Source organism: Bacillus toyonensis BCT-7112, from assembly GCF_000496285.1.
GTDB classification, from domain to species: Bacteria; Bacillota; Bacilli; order Bacillales; family Bacillaceae_G; genus Bacillus_A; species Bacillus_A toyonensis.
Genome location: NC_022781.1, coordinates 3047063 through 3063721 on the forward strand (window position 1 = coordinate 3047063; position 16659 = coordinate 3063721).

Genomic DNA, 16659 nt, shown 5'->3' on the forward strand with positions numbered 1-16659 from the left:
TGTAAGGGAGCAGAATTGCTCCCTTTTCTTGTGGCAGTCTTTTGACAATGAAATGTACCGATTATATACTAATGTTGTAAAAACGATTTTACATGTTAGGAGAAAAGATGTGAAAAATCAAATTTATGAATTACGCACTGAAAATAATATTTCACAAGGTGCATTAGCTGATAAGTGTAGCGTATCAAGACAGACGATAAATGCAATTGAGAATAATAAATATGATCCAAGCTTAGCGTTAGCTTTTCGTTTAGCGGAAGTATTGGGAACAACTGTTGATAAACTATTTTTGTATAAGCTGTAGGGGAAAGAGAAAATAAGTCTTTTAGTTACGACATTAGTAGTTATAAGTATGCTAGCATTTGCACTTTACTATTGGTTAATTGAACTTCAAGTAAACTGGTATGCACTATTTATTTGTAGCATCGCATAATGTTGAAGGGCAAATGAGGAGAAGAAAGATTTAGAAAAACATGTATGAAAAACAAGTGCAAATGTTACATATTATGTACGCATTGTATTTATTTTTTGTTTTTTTTTCGCATCGGTAGGTTTTAATAAATGGATAGATTTTCATGATGTACCGCTTTTACTTACGTTATGTGCCGCTAGAGTTGTAAAGCCAGCTGTAGAGTTTTTACTTGTAAAGCGTTATCGTTAAAAATAAAGAAAGATCCTCTTCTTGTGTGAAGGGGATCTTCTTTTTATAGCGTTTTAGTTTTCGGATTAGGTGGTGTAACGGGTGTATCATTTTCAGGAACTCTAGTTAATAAGAATCCACCTATAATAAACAATACGATAATACTAAGGACACCAGCGTTTGTTTTTCCCGTTAATTGCGTTGTAACACCGACTAATACTGGACCCATGATCGCGGCAAACTTGCCAAATATATTATAAAATCCGAAGAATTCATTTGCCGATTCTTTAGGTACTAGTTTTGCAAAATAGGAACGACTAAGTGCTTGAATACCACCTTGAGAAGTGGCAACTAACATTGCTAAAATCCAGAAATCGAGTGTCGTTTTTAAGAAATAAGCATATGTGCAAATGATGATATAAATAATAATACCAACATATAGCATTTTTTTCCCTGTAAATGTTTCTGATAATTTTCCGTATAATAAAGCGAATGGACAAGCTACAATTTGTGTGACAAATAAGATGATTAATAGATTCGTTGCACTAATACCGAGATCTGTTCCGTAAGCGGTAGACATAGTAATAATTGTATCGACCCCGTCAATGTAGAAGAAATAGGCGATTAGGAACATAAAGACTGTTTTATATTCTTTAATATTTTTAAAAGTATCAGCAAGGCGTTTGAAGCTCATTGCAATTGGTCTTGGATGGCGTTCAATATAATGTGTTTGCTCTACGTTTTTTAGCATTGGAATTGTAAATAATCCCCACCAAAGAGCTGTTATTGCGAATGAAATTTGACTGGCAATGCCGACTGATAAAGGGATAGTGCCTTTTTGAGCAAGAATAATAAGAGCGATACAACCGATAAAAGGAATTGTGCTCCCAATATAGCCTAATGCAAAGCCTCGTGTAGAAATTCGATCCATTCTATCTTTAGAGGTAACATCTACTAAAAATGCATCATAAAAAATGTTTGCTCCAGCAAAACCGACTAGTGCTAGCATATAGCAACCTAGTAATAAGTACCACTGGGATGTTGGGACGACTGCTAGCATACTTGTAAATACGATGCCGAGTCCAAAGAAGAATGTGAAAAATCGTTTTTTAAACCCTTTATAATCAGCAACTGTGCCGAGAATAGGAGCAAGTATAGAAATTAAAAGTGTAGCGAATGAGTTTGCATATCCCCAATATGCTGTTGAAGTTGCACCAGATAGTCCAGCTTCTTTTGCAGCTGCTTTAAAGTAAATTGGGAATAGTGCAGTTGTAATGACGAGCGAATATACCGAATTCGCCCAATCATATAATATCCAGCTTTTTTCTTGTCTGGACATTTTTTTCATATAATGTTCCCCCTTAAATTGTTCTACTAACAGTGTACAAAAATAAAAATTATAAAAAGAGAAACAGTGATGATTTTTACATAACTTTTACATATATACACAGTTCTTTACAATTGTAGTAAATCCTTTATAATGGATCCGTCTGTTTCGCCTAAGTGCAAACCGAGTAATCTTGCGATAGTCGGACCTTCATCAATAAGTCTCATATACGGGATTGTAACGCCACTTTGAATACCTTTTCCAGCAGCGATAAAAATTGTTTCATAGTTAGGCTTTGTTGGGGAGTAACCATGAGTTCCAAATGTATATTTTTTACTAGAAGTAACATCTTTTTTAGTAATTTCTTTTATAAAATCACCGGTATAATTTTCAGTGAAATAATACCCCTCTTGTGCTTCCAACATAAATAAACAATTACCATCTGCACCGGATTCTTTCGCCGCTTCATCATGAAGTATAAATTCAATGCCATTTTGTTTATTTTGAAGCAGTTCTTCAAGAAGTAGTTGTACTTCCCGAATGGTATCCGTATCGTTTTTGTCTTTCACATATACATAGGCAGAACCGTCGCAACTTTGACAGTAGGCCTTCCAGTCTACTAATTTACCTTCTTTATTTAGAGATATAAGCTCTTTTTGATGGAATAGCACATTTAATTGAATTGATTTGTTTTCACTTAAAGCGCTATGATCACCAAGGGCAATAATTGTACTTTCTTCGTATATTCCACTTTCTTTTAATGCATGAATAATTTTTCCTAGACGTTCGTCGTGCCTATGGATAGCTGCTATTGTTTCGTTAGATTCAAAGCCATGATAGTGTCTTTGTGTGTCTAAATCAGTGAAATGCACAAACATGACATTAGGCCTTTTTGTAAGGATTGTATGTACAGCAGAAGCAAGAACGAAATCATCGAGTTCAGGTTGTGATAATCCATTTCGTATATGACCGAACCGTCGATTTAAATCTAATTGGTATAGCGGGCTACCGCTAAATAATGAAACTAAAATTTGATTTTGCCACGGTCTATTTGGAAAGATTTCCGGTAAATTGTAATCAATGTTTGCTCTTCCAGTAACAGGCCAAAGAAGGGCTGCTGTCGTTAAATTTGCTTTGCGTGCTTCATCATATAATGTTGTTCCTTTTATCGATTTTCGGTACCAATGCCAATCTGGTGATTCACGTCCTGGTTGAAGTAAAGTATTGGTAACAACACCATGTTTATTAGGGTAGTTTCCAGTAACGATTGTTGAGTGGCTTGGATATGTTACAGAAGGATAAATTGGTTCTACTTTTTCTACAACCGCGCCCTTTTTTATTAGAGATTGGAAGTTAGGTAATTTTTGTAGTATAGGAAAATCTAAAGCTGATAAACAGTCGAATGATAAAATAATGACACGATTAGTTAATGCTTTATCCATAAAGTAATCCTCCTAATTATATAAAACCTATTCTTATATATTACTATTAATACCTAGTAATAAAAATATGTTTCTGAATAAAATTTATTATTTATTTTCAGAAAAATTAAACATATAATAAGTATAAGGGATTGAATGAAAGGAGGGAATACTATGGACTGGCTAGATGGATTTGGTATTTTTTACATCATTGGTGGAATCACGATTCTCCTAGTATTTGCTATTTCATATTTACTAAAGAAACGTTTTCCAGACAAACAGTTTGATATTATATTTTCACTTAGTTTAGTACTTCTTTGTTTAGCTTTCTTTCCTGTAACAATGATAGCTATTGGTGGGTGGGAAGGAATGGGATATGGATTTATTTGTTTCTTCGTTCTACTTGGTACACTTATCGGTATGGTTGCACATCAACTTGTGAAAATCGTTCGAAAGAGCTACGTATAAAACTACAAAAAATGAAAAGAATATATAAAAATAAGAAAATTAGCTATTGTTTTAAAAAAGAATTTGTATTATGATAATCAACAAATTTATTTCGTTATAACGCTGAAAAAGGACTAGTACATGTCCAACCTTTTTTGCAGAGAGAGAATCCGTTTGGCTGAAAGATTCTTAAAGGGCGATATGGAACCTACCTTTGAGTTCTGCATATGCAGCGGGAAATTCCCGTTATCAAAAAGAGAGCATATACAATTTTTGTGTATGAATCAGGGTGGTAACGCCGGCAAAGCTCGGTCCCTATTTAGGGGCGCGGGCTTTTTTGTATTTTCTAAAAGGAGGAAGACTGACTATGGCAAAAGAACAAGTGCAAGCCATTACGAAGATGGAAGAGGACTTTGCGCAGTGGTATACCGATATTGTAAAAAAAGCTGAACTTGTTGACTATTCAAGTGTAAAAGGGTGTATGATTCTGCGTCCGTACGGTTATGCCTTATGGGAGAATATGCAGAAAGTGATGGATGAAAAGTTAAAGGAAACTGGTCATGAGAATGTGTATATGCCAATGTTTATCCCAGAGAGTTTATTGCAAAAAGAGAAGGATCATGTTGAAGGATTTGCTCCTGAAGTAGCATGGGTTACGCATGGCGGGGATGAAAAGTTAGCGGAAAGACTTTGTGTACGTCCTACATCGGAAACTTTATTCTGTGAGCATTTCTCAAAGATTGTTCAATCATATAATGATTTACCAAAGTTATATAATCAGTGGTGTTCAGTAGTTCGTTGGGAAAAGACAACGAGACCATTCCTTCGTACAACTGAATTTTTATGGCAAGAAGGCCATACGATTCATGAAACGGCAGAAGAATCGCAAGCTGAAACGTTAAATATTTTAAATCTGTATGCCTCTTTCTGCGAGGAATACTTAGCGATACCAGTCATTAAAGGACAAAAAACAGAAAAAGAAAAGTTTGCGGGAGCGAAGGCAACTTATACGATTGAAAGTTTAATGCATGATGGAAAAGCACTTCAAACAGGAACATCTCATAACTTTGGAACGAATTTCTCTGAAGCATTTGATATTAAGTTTTTAGATCGTAACGGTAAGTGGCAATATGTACACCAAACTTCGTGGGGTGTATCAACGAGAATGATAGGTGGACTTATTATGGTCCATAGTGATAATAACGGACTTGTAATGCCGCCAAAAGTCGCTCCAGTACAAGTTGTTATTGTACCTATTGCTCAGCATAAAGAAGGTGTGTTAGAAAAAGCAACAGAGTTACAAGGACGTATTCAGAAGGTTGCGCGTGTAAAAATAGATGCTAGCACTAAAACACCAGGCTGGAAATTTAATGAGTATGAAATGAAGGGAATTCCAATTCGATTAGAAGTGGGTCCAAAGGATATTGAAAAGAATCAAGTTGTACTTGTAAGAAGAGATACGAAAGAAAAAGAATGTATATCAATGGATCAATTAGAAGAACGCATTCTATCATTACTGGAGGAAATTCATCATTCTTTATTTAATAAAGCAAAAGTATTTCGCGATGAGAATACGTATAGTGTGACGAATTTCGAAGAGATGAAAAAAGCAGCTGATGAAAAGCAAGGGTTTATTAAGGCGATGTGGTGTGGAGAACTAGCTTGTGAAGAGAAATTAAAAGAAGAAGTTGGAGTATCTTCACGTTGTATGCCTTTTGAGCAAGAACATTTAGCTGACGAATGTATTTGCTGTAGTAAAGAAGCAAAGCACATGGTCTATTGGGGAAAAGCATATTAATACGCTTTCTGATAGATGCCAAAAGGACTTTGGGTTGCATAATAAACTGCAATCCAAAGCCCTTTTTAGTTTTATATTGGTTTCATGTATTTTTTAGATGGAAGGATGTTGGTCTTTATTTTGCATTTTTACGGCGAATAAACAATAACATACCAATTAGGAATGTTGAAAGTCCTATTAAAATAGATGCAGGATAATGTGCTGCAGTATTAGGTAACTTATCACCTTGTTTTGTCGCATTATCTTTTACGTTACCACCTTGTGAACTGCTATCGCCCTTAACTCGATTGCCACCAGAACCGTTGCCACCAGAATCGTTGCTACCAGAGCCGCTGCCACCAGAACCGTTGCCACCAGAACCACTGCCACCAGAACCACTGCCATCAGAGCCACTGCCACCAGAACCGTTGCCACCAGAACCGTTGCCACCAGAACCGTTGCCACCAGAACCGCTACCGCCAGAACCGTTGCCACCAGAACCATTACCATCAGAGCCGCTGCCACCAGAACCGTTGCCACCAGAACCACTGCCACCAGAACCGTTGCCACCAGAACCGTTGCCACCAGAACCACTGCCACCGGAACCACTGCCATCAGAACCGTTGCCACCGGAACCACTGCCATCAGAACCGTTGCCACCGGAACCATTGCCATCAGAACCGTTGTCACCAGAACCGCTACCGCCAGAACCGTTGCCATCAGAGCCGCTGCCACCAGAACCGTTACCACCAGAACCACTGCCACCAGAACCACTGCCATCAGAGCCGCTGTCACCAGAGCCGCTACCACCAGAACCGTTGCTACCAGAGCCGCTGCCACCAGAACCACTGCCATCAGAGCCGCTGCCACCAGAACCGTTACCACCAGAACCACTGCCACCAGAACCGCTGTCATCAGAACCGCTACCACCAGAACCGTTGCTTCCTGGAGGTTTATTATTATCTTTTGAGTTTCCTTCTGCTAAATGATCGCTGTTTTGTACAATAGCGTTTGTTGGAGAGAAGTTTTCCGTGGCTGCATTACCGATATTCAAGCCGCTAAAAAAAGATAAAGAAAGTGTTGATGCTAAAATGAAGATTTTCGTCATTGTTTTCCTCCTGAAAAATTAATATTCCATCTAAAATACATCCCTTTGTAATATTTCATAGGAGATATAGTTTTATGCAAAAAACTATATAGATAAGATGTTCACAAATTTTATGGCTATATTTAGATATTCAAAATAAATATTTCGGAATGATATGTTAAGATTAATAGTAAGAAGAATAAAAAAGGGAGGGCTGAAGAATATAGGATTTCTTATATTCTTATAAAAAATTATGAAACAAACAACAAAACAAATAATAACAGGTACATTTCTAGCGACAGCAACATCTTTTATTTCGACGCATGCCTTTGCAGAAAGTGATAATTTAGCGACAGTAAATGCAACAAATTTAAATATACGTGAACAACCTACAACTCAAGGGAAAGTTATAGGAACAGTAAAAAAGGGAACAAATGTACAAGTTTTAAGTAAGGAAAAAGAATGGGCTAAAATTTCTCATGATGGAAAAGAGGGGTATGTCACATTACAATTTTTAGGATTTTCGAATGGAAATCCAAACGTTGAACAAAAACAACAATTAACGATTAATAATGGACAAAAAGAAGAGGGAATTGTTACGGCAACTCGTTTGAATGTACGTAATAGTCCAACTCTAGGTAGTTCAATGATTGGCTATGTTCAAAAAAATGAAAAAGTAACGGTATTAGGAAAAGCGAACGGCTGGGCAAAGATTGAATATAAAGGAAAAGAGGGATATGTATCTTTAGAGTTTTTAAAATTTGGAGATGCAATTCAAACACCTGACACTTCTGGCCAAAAGCAACTGCAACCAATAATCAAAAATGGAGCACAAGAAGTAGGAACAATCAATGCAACAAGCTTACGAGTAAGAAGCGCAGCGAATACAAGTAGCTCGGTTTTAGGGAACCTAAAAAATGGTGAAAAAGTAACAGTACTAGGAAAAGCGAATGGTTGGGCAAAAATAAGCTATCAAGGAAAAGAAGGGTATGTATCGTTAGAGTTTGTGAAAATTGATGGCAACACAGAAGAGATAAAAAAGCCGGAACAACCGAAAACATCAGATGCAACGATTAAAAATGGAACGCAAGAAGTAGGAACGATCAATGCGACAAGTCTCCGAGTAAGAAGCGCAGCGAATACAAGTAGCTCGGTTTTAGGGAACCTAAAAAATGGTGAAAAAGTAACAGTACTAGGAAAAGCGAATGGTTGGGCAAAAATAAGCTATCAAGGAAAAGAAGGGTATGTATCGTTAGAGTTTGTGAAAATTGATGGCAACACAGAAGAGATAAAAAAGCCGGAACAACCGAAAACATCAGATGCAACGATTAAAAATGGAACGCAAGAAGTAGGAACGATCAATGCGACAAGTCTCCGAGTAAGAAGCGCGGCGAATACAAGTAGCTCGGTTCTAGGAAACTTAAAAAATGGTGAAAAAGTAACAGTACTAGGAAAAGCAAACGGCTGGGCGAAAATCAATTACCAAGGAAAAGAAGGGTATGTGTCGTTAGAGTTTGTGAAGTTAGAAGCAGGAAAACAAGAAGAAAAGCCAGCGGAAGACATTACGAATGGAACGCAAGAAGTAGGAACGATCAATGCGACAAGTCTCCGAGTAAGAAGTGCGGCGAATACAAGTAGCTCGGTTCTAGGAAACTTAAAAAATGGTGAAAAAGTAACAGTACTAGGAAAAGTAAATGGCTGGGCGAAAATCAATTACCAAGGAAAAGAAGGTTATGTGTCGTTAGAGTTTATAACGATTGGTAAAGATTCCATAGATCCAACAAACCCAACAAACCCTGGACAGGTAACAGAAGAACGAGCAGTTGTAAATGCGTCTTTATTAAATGTACGTAAAGGTCCATCAACAGGTGCGGCAGCTGTCGGTCATTTGAAAAATGGAGAGACTGTTACGATCATAGGAAAAGAAAATGGCTGGGCAAAAATCCGTTTTAATGGCGGAGAGGGGTATGTTTCGTTACAGTTCTTAAAAGTTAAACAAGGTTCGTCTTCTTATGAAATTGTTACCTCATCACAAAAGGTTCAAAAACCAAATGAAGCGGAAGCAACACAAATTATGCAGAATATGAAAGAAGATGCTTACATTAAAAGTGACGGTAAAGTTGTAAATATGAAGCAAGGTTTCGTTCGTGCAAATGGTGTTATTAATATTTATGATATTACGACGGGTAAAAAGCTCACATATGTAAAGGGTGGAGCTGACCTGAAATTTGTAAAAGCTGTTGATGATCGTATTCATGTCCAAATTGATGGTATGACAGGTTATGTGAATATAAATGATGTTACATTACATCCGACAATGACTGGTGAGAAAACGTCGTATTATGCAACTAAAAATGGCAAGTTATATCATTATGTATACAATCCGGAAAATGGTAAACATGCAACGTATCAAATTGGTAATGCTCCGAAACATTTAAAAGAAGGAGAGCGTTACGAGGCTTTTGATAAGAAGCAAATTGGAGGACAAGATAGTTATCAATACTTTGAGTATATGCCACTTCGTGCAACATCTACTTATACAGGAGATGAAATTGATAATTTCTTACGTAAATCGAATGCAAAGAGTCCACTTATTGGATTAGGAAAATATTTTGTAAGTGCAGCAGAGAAATATAAGATGAATGCCGGTTACTTAGTGTCACATGCAATTTTAGAATCAGGATGGGGAACAAGTCGTATCGCGCAAGATAAGAAAAATTTATTTGGCTTTAGAGCGGTAGATTCAGATCCATATAATGGTGCAACTGGATTCAAAACATGGGAAGAAGGTATTGATTTTTGTGCGGCATATATAGATAAGCATTACTTAAATCCAAGTGGAAATACATATAATGGTGGAAACTTAGGAGATAAGGCACAAGGAATGAACGTCATGTATGCAAGTGATGAAAATTGGGGACAGCAAATTGCCTCGCTTATGTATAGAATTGATGCAATGAATGGAAGTAAAGATTTAAATAAATATCGACTTGGAACGTTAACGGCAGGTTCTCCGATATTCAAAAGTATGGCTGAAGGTCAGACTGGAATGACATCTCGCAACATTATGGTAGCCATTAAGAAAACAGTTAATACACCACAAGGATCGTATTATGAAATTGTTTCGGATAATAAAGAATACAACAGTGTCTACGTAAAAGCTGGATCTGTAAATCTTGTGAACTCTTATTAAAGGAAAACATCATCATTTCAATGCAGAAAAGTGAAGTTCATAATGTTAGAGGAAGTGACAGTGTGAAAAAATATATCGCATTTGATATTGGTGGTACACAGATTAAATATGGGATTATTTCAAAATCTGGGATATTACTAAATCACGAAACTACATTAACAGAGGCCCATTTAGGTGGGGAACAAATCGTTCAAAAGATTATTAGCTTGGCGGAGCAATTAATGAATGAACATGTTGTTTCTGGAATCGGTATTAGTACAGCCGGAATTGTAGATATTCATAGAGGAATCATAACTGGCGGCGTGGATCATATTCCACGCTATGCTGGTATTCCTATTATTGATAGATTACAAGCTGTATTAAAAGTTCCTATATCCATTGAAAATGATGTCAATTGTGCTTTGTTTGGAGAGATGTGGCAAGGTGTTGGAAGAAATGAAAATAATTGCATTATGCTTACCCTTGGAACGGGAATAGGGGGAGCTATTGTTATTAATAAAAAACTGTACAGAGGTCATTCATTTAGTGCTGGTGAATGGGGCAATATGTTGATCGAAGGGAAACAATTTGAAGAGGTTGCCTCGATTTCAGGGTTAATTTCTCTTGTGCGGAAGTATAAAGGTAGCGGGAATTGGAACGGTGAAAAAATTTTTGAATTATATGATCAGAAGGATAAAGAAGTTATACATGCCGTTCAAATATTCTTTAAACATTTAGCCATTGGAATTAGTAATCTTGCTTATATCTTCAATCCAAAAGTAATTATTATTGGTGGAGGGATTACTAATAGAGGTAATCGATTTTTAGAAGAAGTAAAGGAAGAGGTACGAAAATATTTAAATCCTGAGATTTATAGTAATTGCGAGATTAAAATCGCACAAAATCGTAATCACGCAGGAGTGATTGGTTCGATTTACCACTTCTTACATCAATATAAATAAATGATATAGGTGTTTTCATATAATTGAGAATTTATTCTTTTTCTCAATAGATAAATAATGCTACAATATAAGAGAAGAATACAATATTTTCCGATTAGGAAAATGCTTTGTAGAAAGGAAGAAACTTCATGCCTATTATTTTAGAAAAAGGACAAAAGATCGATTTAACGAAAGGACAACCGAGAGTAGCAAAACTACAGGTTGGCTTAGGCTGGGATCCAATTGGGCAATCAGGTGGGTTTCTGTCTTCATTATTTGGAAGTAAACCAAATGTAGATTGTGATGCATCAGTTGTTATGTTAGAAGGAGAGCGTTTTTTAAATAAAAATGATTTAGTTTACTTTGGAAACAAACTTTCTACTTGTGGTAGTATTATTCATTCAGGAGATAATTTAACAGGTGAAGGCGCTGGTGACGACGAAACAATTTTCGTAGAATTACATAAAGTTCCGAGCCGTATTAATCGTTTAGTATTCGTTGTAAATATTTATGACTGTGTAAATCGTCGTCAAGATTTTGGGATGATTCGTAATGCATATATTCGTATTCAAAACCCGCAAACAGGTGAAGAATTAGCACGTTATAACTTGTCAGATAACTATGCTGGCAAAACGACTCTAATTGCAGGAGAAATGTACCGACACGGAAGTGAGTGGAAGTTTTCAGCGGTTGGAGAAGGAACACAAGATAAAAATTTAAGTGAGATTGTATCACGTTATCAATAAAATAAACCGAGGAGGAATTGTATATGGCATCAATTTCGTTGAAAAAGGGACAAAAGGTAGATTTAACAAAAACGAATCCAGGTCTTTCAAAAGTTCTTGTAGGACTTGGTTGGGATACGAATCGTTATGACGGACAAAACGATTTCGATTTAGATGTTAGTATTTTCTTAGTAGGTGCGAATGGTAAAGTTTCAGGCGCAGAGGATTTCGTCTTCTACAATAATCCAAAAGGTGCGAATGGTGCTGTAGAGCATTTAGGAGATAACCGCACAGGCGAAGGTGAAGGCGATGACGAATCAATTAAAGTAGATTTGAAAAATGTTCCTGCTCACATCGAACGTATTTGTTTCACAATTACAATTTATGATGGAGAAGGCCGTAGCCAAAACTTTGGACAAGTTTCTAACGCTTTCGTACGTATTCTAGATGAAGAGAAAAATGCAGAATTAATTCGTTACGATTTAGGAGAAGACTTCTCTATTGAAACAGCGGTAGTAGTGGGTGAATTATACCGTCATGCAGGTGAATGGAAGTTCAATGCAATTGGAAGTGGATTCCAAGGTGGATTAGGTTCTCTATGTAATAACTTTGGTTTAGATGTAGAGTAATAGATTTATATATCCATCGGTGAAACGCATGTTTACTGATGGATATATTTTTAAAGATTAAAATATAGAGGTGAATATAAATGGTTATTCAGTTACAAAAAGGACAGAAGATCGATTTAGGTAAGACAAGCCCTGGTTTAACAAAAGCGGTAATTGGTCTTGGGTGGGATATTAAATCTTATGATGGTGGATCTGATTTCGATTTAGATGCATCGGCATTTCTATTAGATGCGAACGGAAAATGTACGAAGGAAACTGATTTTATTTTCTATAACAATTTACAGTCTCCTTGTGAATCTGTTCTGCATACAGGAGATAACCGTACAGGTGAAGGTGAAGGCGATGATGAGCAACTTGTTGTCGATTTGAAGAAAGTTCCAGCAGATGTACATAAAATTGCAATCACAGTTACAATTTATGATGGTGAAGGCCGTAATCAAAACTTTGGACAAGTCGGAAACGCATTCGTTCGTTTAGCGAATGAGGAAACAAACGAAGAAGTTCTTCGTTTTGATTTAGGGGAAGATTTCTCCATTGAAACAGCAGTTGTCTTTTGTGAATTATACCGTCATAATGGACAGTGGAAGTTTAATGCAGTAGGAAGCGGTTTCCAAGGTGGATTAGGTGCGCTTGTAAGAGCGTATGGCTTGGATGCATAAGAAGGGAAACGACATTCGTTTCCTTTTTTTGACCTTTCTATAAATCTAGCAAAGAATAGGGGATAAAGGTAAGATGAGCATTTTGCAAGAAATCATTAATACGTATGCTCAGTTTTTCGACTTAGATATGTGGATTAAAGTGTTGCAAGATCCAGTATCTTGGGGATTAATTGGTACACTTGTTGTACTTGAAGGGTTACTATCTGCTGATAACGCACTTGTGTTAGCGGTAATGGTAAAACATCTTCCGGAAGAGAAACGTAAAAAAGCATTATTCTACGGACTTATTGGAGCTTATGTGTTCCGCTTTATTGCGATTGGAATTGGAATGTTCTTAATTAAATTATGGTGGGTAAAACTTCTTGGTGCGCTTTACCTTGCTTGGTTATCAGTGAAATACTTTATTGATAAGCGTAAAGGTGCAAGTGAAGAAGAGGAAGCTCATGGTATGAATCAAAATAGTATTCTCTTTAGAATGTTCGGTGTCTTCTGGGGAACGGTTGCGATGGTTGAATTAATGGATATCGCGTTCTCTGTAGATAGCGTACTTGCTGCATTTGGTGTATCAAATGAAGTTTGGATTTTACTATTAGGCGGAATGCTCGGTATTTTAATGATGCGTGGTATTGCTGGCGTATTTTTAAAATTGTTAGAGCGTATTCCAGAATTAGAAACAACAGCGTATATTTTAATTCTAATTATTGCAGCGAAAATGTTATTGTCTCTAATTGATATTCACATTAGTCATACACTGTTCTTTATTATTTTACTTGTAGCATTTGGAGCAACATTTATAATTCACTACATGAAGAATTCTGGACAGGCTAAAGAAGAAGTTGCAGCTACTAAAAATAATCATAAATAATTGAAATGGGTTTGCTCGTTATGCGAGCGCCCATTTTTTATAACTAAAAATAGTTTATAATAGAAGAGAGACTTTATAAAAACGTAAATGTTTTTGGAGGTGAACTGTTGTGTTTTCACGTTTTACACTTCAACCATGTGCATTAAAAGAAGAATCAGATTTAAAACAATTTGAAGCGCTTTTAGAAAAACGCCCACAATATGAACTGACAGAGAATGAAATGAAATTTAGTTATATAGCAACGCGTATTCTTGGTGTTCCTAATGATGTAGATGAATATTTCAATGATTTATTTGATTATAGTGAAGCAAAAGGGATTGAGGTTTTGCATGAACAAAATTTAAATAAGGTGATTGATTCCGAAAAACTGCGTCATATTCAAGAAGTTTTTGCGTTACATCAAGAAGCACCAAATGGACTTACAGTAAATAGGCTTGTAGCCCATTTGTCTGGAAAGCAACTATTACCGCAAGTAGACAATCCTGATTTGCAACATTATATACATACGACGTTTATTTCTGTATTGAAATTGTATGAGAAACAACATAATCAATCTTTAAAGACAGAAGGATTCCGTCGTTTCTTAATCGATATGATTAAGTTAAGTGAGAATTATGTAACGAAGTGGTTTTCTACGATTAATTATAAGAAACAAATGCCGCGTATCATTTGGTATGGTGATGCACAGGAAAGTCGTATATATTTCTTATACTTTCTTATTATGCTCGGCTGTGATGTACTTTATTATCACCCGGAAGGAAAAGATGGCTTTGAGAATATCGATGAAGCGGGAAGAACTTTTGTTGTGTCTCATTCAAGCCGTATTTCTCTTGAACCATTTCCCGATCGTCGTTGCGAACGCGTCGCAACAGTAGCGTACCAAGCTTCAAAGGAAATTGAGCAAGTACTTCACCATGATAATTCACTACTGTATAAGCCGTGGCAATTCCGTTCGTATACACCTGTAGCACGTACATTAAAAACGACATATGATGAACTCTTTTTAATTACGAAAGAAAAGTCGTTTGTACGCCCAACATTCTTTGTTGAAAATAAACACATTTATATCCCTTCTTTATTTGCAAAAATATCAGGCGTTTCAAAGAACGATAAAGAATATTTTCAACGATTAAAGGCAGTTACATCATTCGATAACAGTTTATTAATTAATACATTCCCGTTTACGAAAGAACAAAAAGCGAATTTCCAATATCATTACCGAGATGCATTGGACCGCGGAGGAAAGTTACACCCGGATTTAATTATGAATAGCCATTGGTGGCCGCATAAGCGTTTACCGGAAGGTTTACAGCATGGTATTGCAGAGGCAATCATCCATACGTGTGAAAGTGAAATGTGTAAACCAGTTGGGAAAGAGATGAAACAAGAGGTAGCACTATATGTTTTCGCGCAGCTCTCTCAAATACCACCGAATATTTTAGAACAGCTTGAGAAATTTGATTATTCACAAGATGTACCGAAAATTGTTATATTTAATAATGAGAAGAGTGGAGAATTAACTCGTTCCGATGCTGTTTTACTACTATTTTTAAATCAAATTGGAGTAGATGTATTCCATTTCAATCCAACGGGGAGAAACGATATTGAACCGTATATTGAAGCAGGCGCATTTGATTCACATTGGCTTGAGGAAGTTAATTTTGATCTTGAGTTTCATGGTTCATCAGCCTATAAAAATTTATCACAAACAATAAAAGGACTATTTCGTCCATTTTTATAAGGAAAGGGAGAATACCATATGAATAACCCAGTCGTACTAGATTCAAAAACAGAATTAAATGAGCAAACCGCACAAGATGTCCGTTTACAACTTAGACAAGATGCGGAAGTACAACGTATTTATAATGCGGTAGATATTAAAGATCAGTTAGAATTAATCGAGCTTGGAAAAGAACCGTCTATAGAAATTTCACGTTTCGCTGATCAAATTTTACATACAATGTCTTTATCAAAAATAGAAGACTCTGGTGAATTATTAAAACAGCTTGGTAAAATTATGGACAGGTTTGATAGTAAAGATTTTGCGGAAGAGAAAAGTGGTTTCTTCTCACGTATGTTCAAAAAAGCAGATAAAATGATTGAACAAATCTTTAGTAAGTATCAGACAATGGGTCGCGAAATGGATAAAGTATACGTAGAAATTACGAAGTATCAAGATGAAATGAAAAAATCAATTGGTACGTTAGATGGCTTGTATGAGCAAAACTTAAAGTATTATTTAGATTTAGAAAAGTACGTAGTGGCAGGAGAAATGTTATTAGAGCGTTTAAATACAGAGTTAGTCCCGATGTATGAAGAGCGCGTACGTAATAATGATCAACTAGCAGGTATTGAATTAGAATCACTTAAAAACTCTGTTGAAATTTTAGAGCAACGTATTGATGATTTAGAAAAGGCACGTATGGTTGCTCTACTTACAGCACCACAAATTCGTATGATTCAACGTGGTAACAATAAATTAATAGGTAAGATTAATACAGCATTTATTACAACGATTCCTATCTTTAAAAATGGTATCATTCAAGCGGTAAATGCGAAACGTCAAAAGCTTGTTGCAGATTCTATGGCTGAACTTGATCGTCGTACAAATGAGTTACTGAAGAAAAATGCACAAAATATCGCAACTCAAAGTGTGGAAGTAGCGAGATTATCAGGTTCTTCTAGTATTAAGATGGAAACACTTGAAGAAACTTGGAACATTATTTCAAGAGGTATGCAAGAAACACAACAAATTGAAGAGCAAAATAAACGTGAGCGTGAAGAAAGTCGTAAGCGCATGGCTACACTAACAGAAAACATCAAAAAAGAATTACAAGGATAAAGTGAAACTTTAATCAGTGGGTTTTTGTTCATCCTCACTGATTGTTAACCTTCACCAATTGGGCGTTTATGGGCAGTTGATCTCCCACCTCAAGCTGAATTTTGAGGTGGGAGTTTTACTACCGGGA

14 protein-coding genes, 1 pseudogene and 1 other annotated feature are annotated in these 16659 nt (G+C 36.2%); of the genes and pseudogenes, 12 read left to right on the plus strand and 3 right to left on the minus strand.

The genetic code is table 11. The features are described 5' to 3' along the window. Window positions 1-52 precede the first annotated feature (52 nt). Together BTOYO_RS15670 and BTOYO_RS27980 are read left to right on the plus strand one after the other, a co-directional pair. The gene (locus BTOYO_RS15670) at window positions 53-304 is read left to right on the plus strand and encodes a helix-turn-helix transcriptional regulator (protein ID WP_080001328.1); all 252 of its coding nucleotides are present in this window, start codon (window positions 53-55) and stop codon (window positions 302-304) included. Window positions 305-352: 48 nt separating this feature from the next. Further along, a pseudogene (locus tag BTOYO_RS27980) lies at window positions 353-661 on the plus strand (hypothetical protein). 43 nt (window positions 662-704) lie between these two features. On the opposite strand, the gene BTOYO_RS15675 reads toward BTOYO_RS27980, so the two are convergent. After that, window positions 705-1988, minus strand: a complete 1284-nt coding sequence (locus BTOYO_RS15675; protein ID WP_000738837.1) for an MFS transporter — start codon at window positions 1986-1988, stop codon at window positions 705-707. A 107-nt stretch (window positions 1989-2095) separates the two neighbouring features. Then, window positions 2096-3409: an alkaline phosphatase family protein gene (locus BTOYO_RS15680; RefSeq protein WP_000356456.1), complete on the minus strand. Its 1314-nt coding sequence runs from the start codon at window positions 3407-3409 to the stop codon at window positions 2096-2098. 153 nt (window positions 3410-3562) lie between these two features. Between BTOYO_RS15680 and BTOYO_RS15685 the strand changes: the two genes are divergently transcribed. After that, complete coding sequence (locus BTOYO_RS15685) at window positions 3563-3856, plus strand: YesK-like family protein (RefSeq protein WP_000383863.1); 294 nt, start codon at window positions 3563-3565, stop codon at window positions 3854-3856. Window positions 3857-3949: 93 nt separating this feature from the next. Next, window positions 3950-4155, plus strand: a binding site (T-box leader). Window positions 4156-4202: 47 nt separating this feature from the next. After that, on the plus strand, window positions 4203-5633 hold the full coding sequence (gene proS, locus BTOYO_RS15690; protein WP_001040988.1) for a proline--tRNA ligase: 1431 nt from the start codon (window positions 4203-4205) through the stop codon (window positions 5631-5633). Window positions 5634-5748: 115 nt separating this feature from the next. Here proS and BTOYO_RS15695 read toward each other — a convergent pair whose 3' ends face one another. After that, window positions 5749-6720 (minus strand): LPXTG cell wall anchor domain-containing protein, encoded by a 972-nt coding sequence (locus tag BTOYO_RS15695; RefSeq protein WP_023441132.1) that lies wholly within the window; start codon window positions 6718-6720, stop codon window positions 5749-5751. Window positions 6721-6952: 232 nt separating this feature from the next. Between BTOYO_RS15695 and BTOYO_RS26500 the strand changes: the two genes are divergently transcribed. The 8 genes from BTOYO_RS26500 to BTOYO_RS15735 all read left to right on the plus strand — a co-directional run bounded on the left by BTOYO_RS26500 (window position 6953) and on the right by BTOYO_RS15735 (window position 16532). Next, entirely contained in the window at window positions 6953-9892 is a 2940-nt protein-coding gene (locus tag BTOYO_RS26500; protein ID WP_023441133.1) for an SH3 domain-containing protein, read from the plus strand. A gap of 62 nt (window positions 9893-9954) precedes the next feature. Beyond that, the gene (locus tag BTOYO_RS15705) at window positions 9955-10833 is read left to right on the plus strand and encodes an ROK family protein (protein ID WP_000759854.1); all 879 of its coding nucleotides are present in this window, start codon (window positions 9955-9957) and stop codon (window positions 10831-10833) included. A 128-nt stretch (window positions 10834-10961) separates the two neighbouring features. Beyond that, window positions 10962-11558: a TerD family protein gene (locus BTOYO_RS15710; RefSeq protein ID WP_001121599.1), complete on the plus strand. Its 597-nt coding sequence runs from the start codon at window positions 10962-10964 to the stop codon at window positions 11556-11558. A 23-nt stretch (window positions 11559-11581) separates the two neighbouring features. Then, a complete protein-coding gene (locus BTOYO_RS15715) occupies window positions 11582-12166 on the plus strand; it encodes a TerD family protein (protein WP_000146728.1) in 585 nt (194 codons plus the stop codon). An 80-nt stretch (window positions 12167-12246) separates the two neighbouring features. After that, window positions 12247-12825 (plus strand): TerD family protein, encoded by a 579-nt coding sequence (locus tag BTOYO_RS15720; protein WP_000236645.1) that lies wholly within the window; start codon window positions 12247-12249, stop codon window positions 12823-12825. Window positions 12826-12898: 73 nt separating this feature from the next. Further along, window positions 12899-13690, plus strand: coding sequence for a TerC family protein (locus BTOYO_RS15725; protein ID WP_000025680.1), 792 nt, complete (start codon window positions 12899-12901; stop codon window positions 13688-13690). A gap of 109 nt (window positions 13691-13799) precedes the next feature. After that, the gene (locus tag BTOYO_RS15730) at window positions 13800-15431 is read left to right on the plus strand and encodes a YceG family protein (RefSeq protein ID WP_000492832.1); all 1632 of its coding nucleotides are present in this window, start codon (window positions 13800-13802) and stop codon (window positions 15429-15431) included. 18 nt (window positions 15432-15449) lie between these two features. Next, window positions 15450-16532: a toxic anion resistance protein gene (locus tag BTOYO_RS15735; RefSeq protein ID WP_001064415.1), complete on the plus strand. Its 1083-nt coding sequence runs from the start codon at window positions 15450-15452 to the stop codon at window positions 16530-16532. The last annotated feature ends 127 nt before the right edge of the window (window positions 16533-16659 follow it).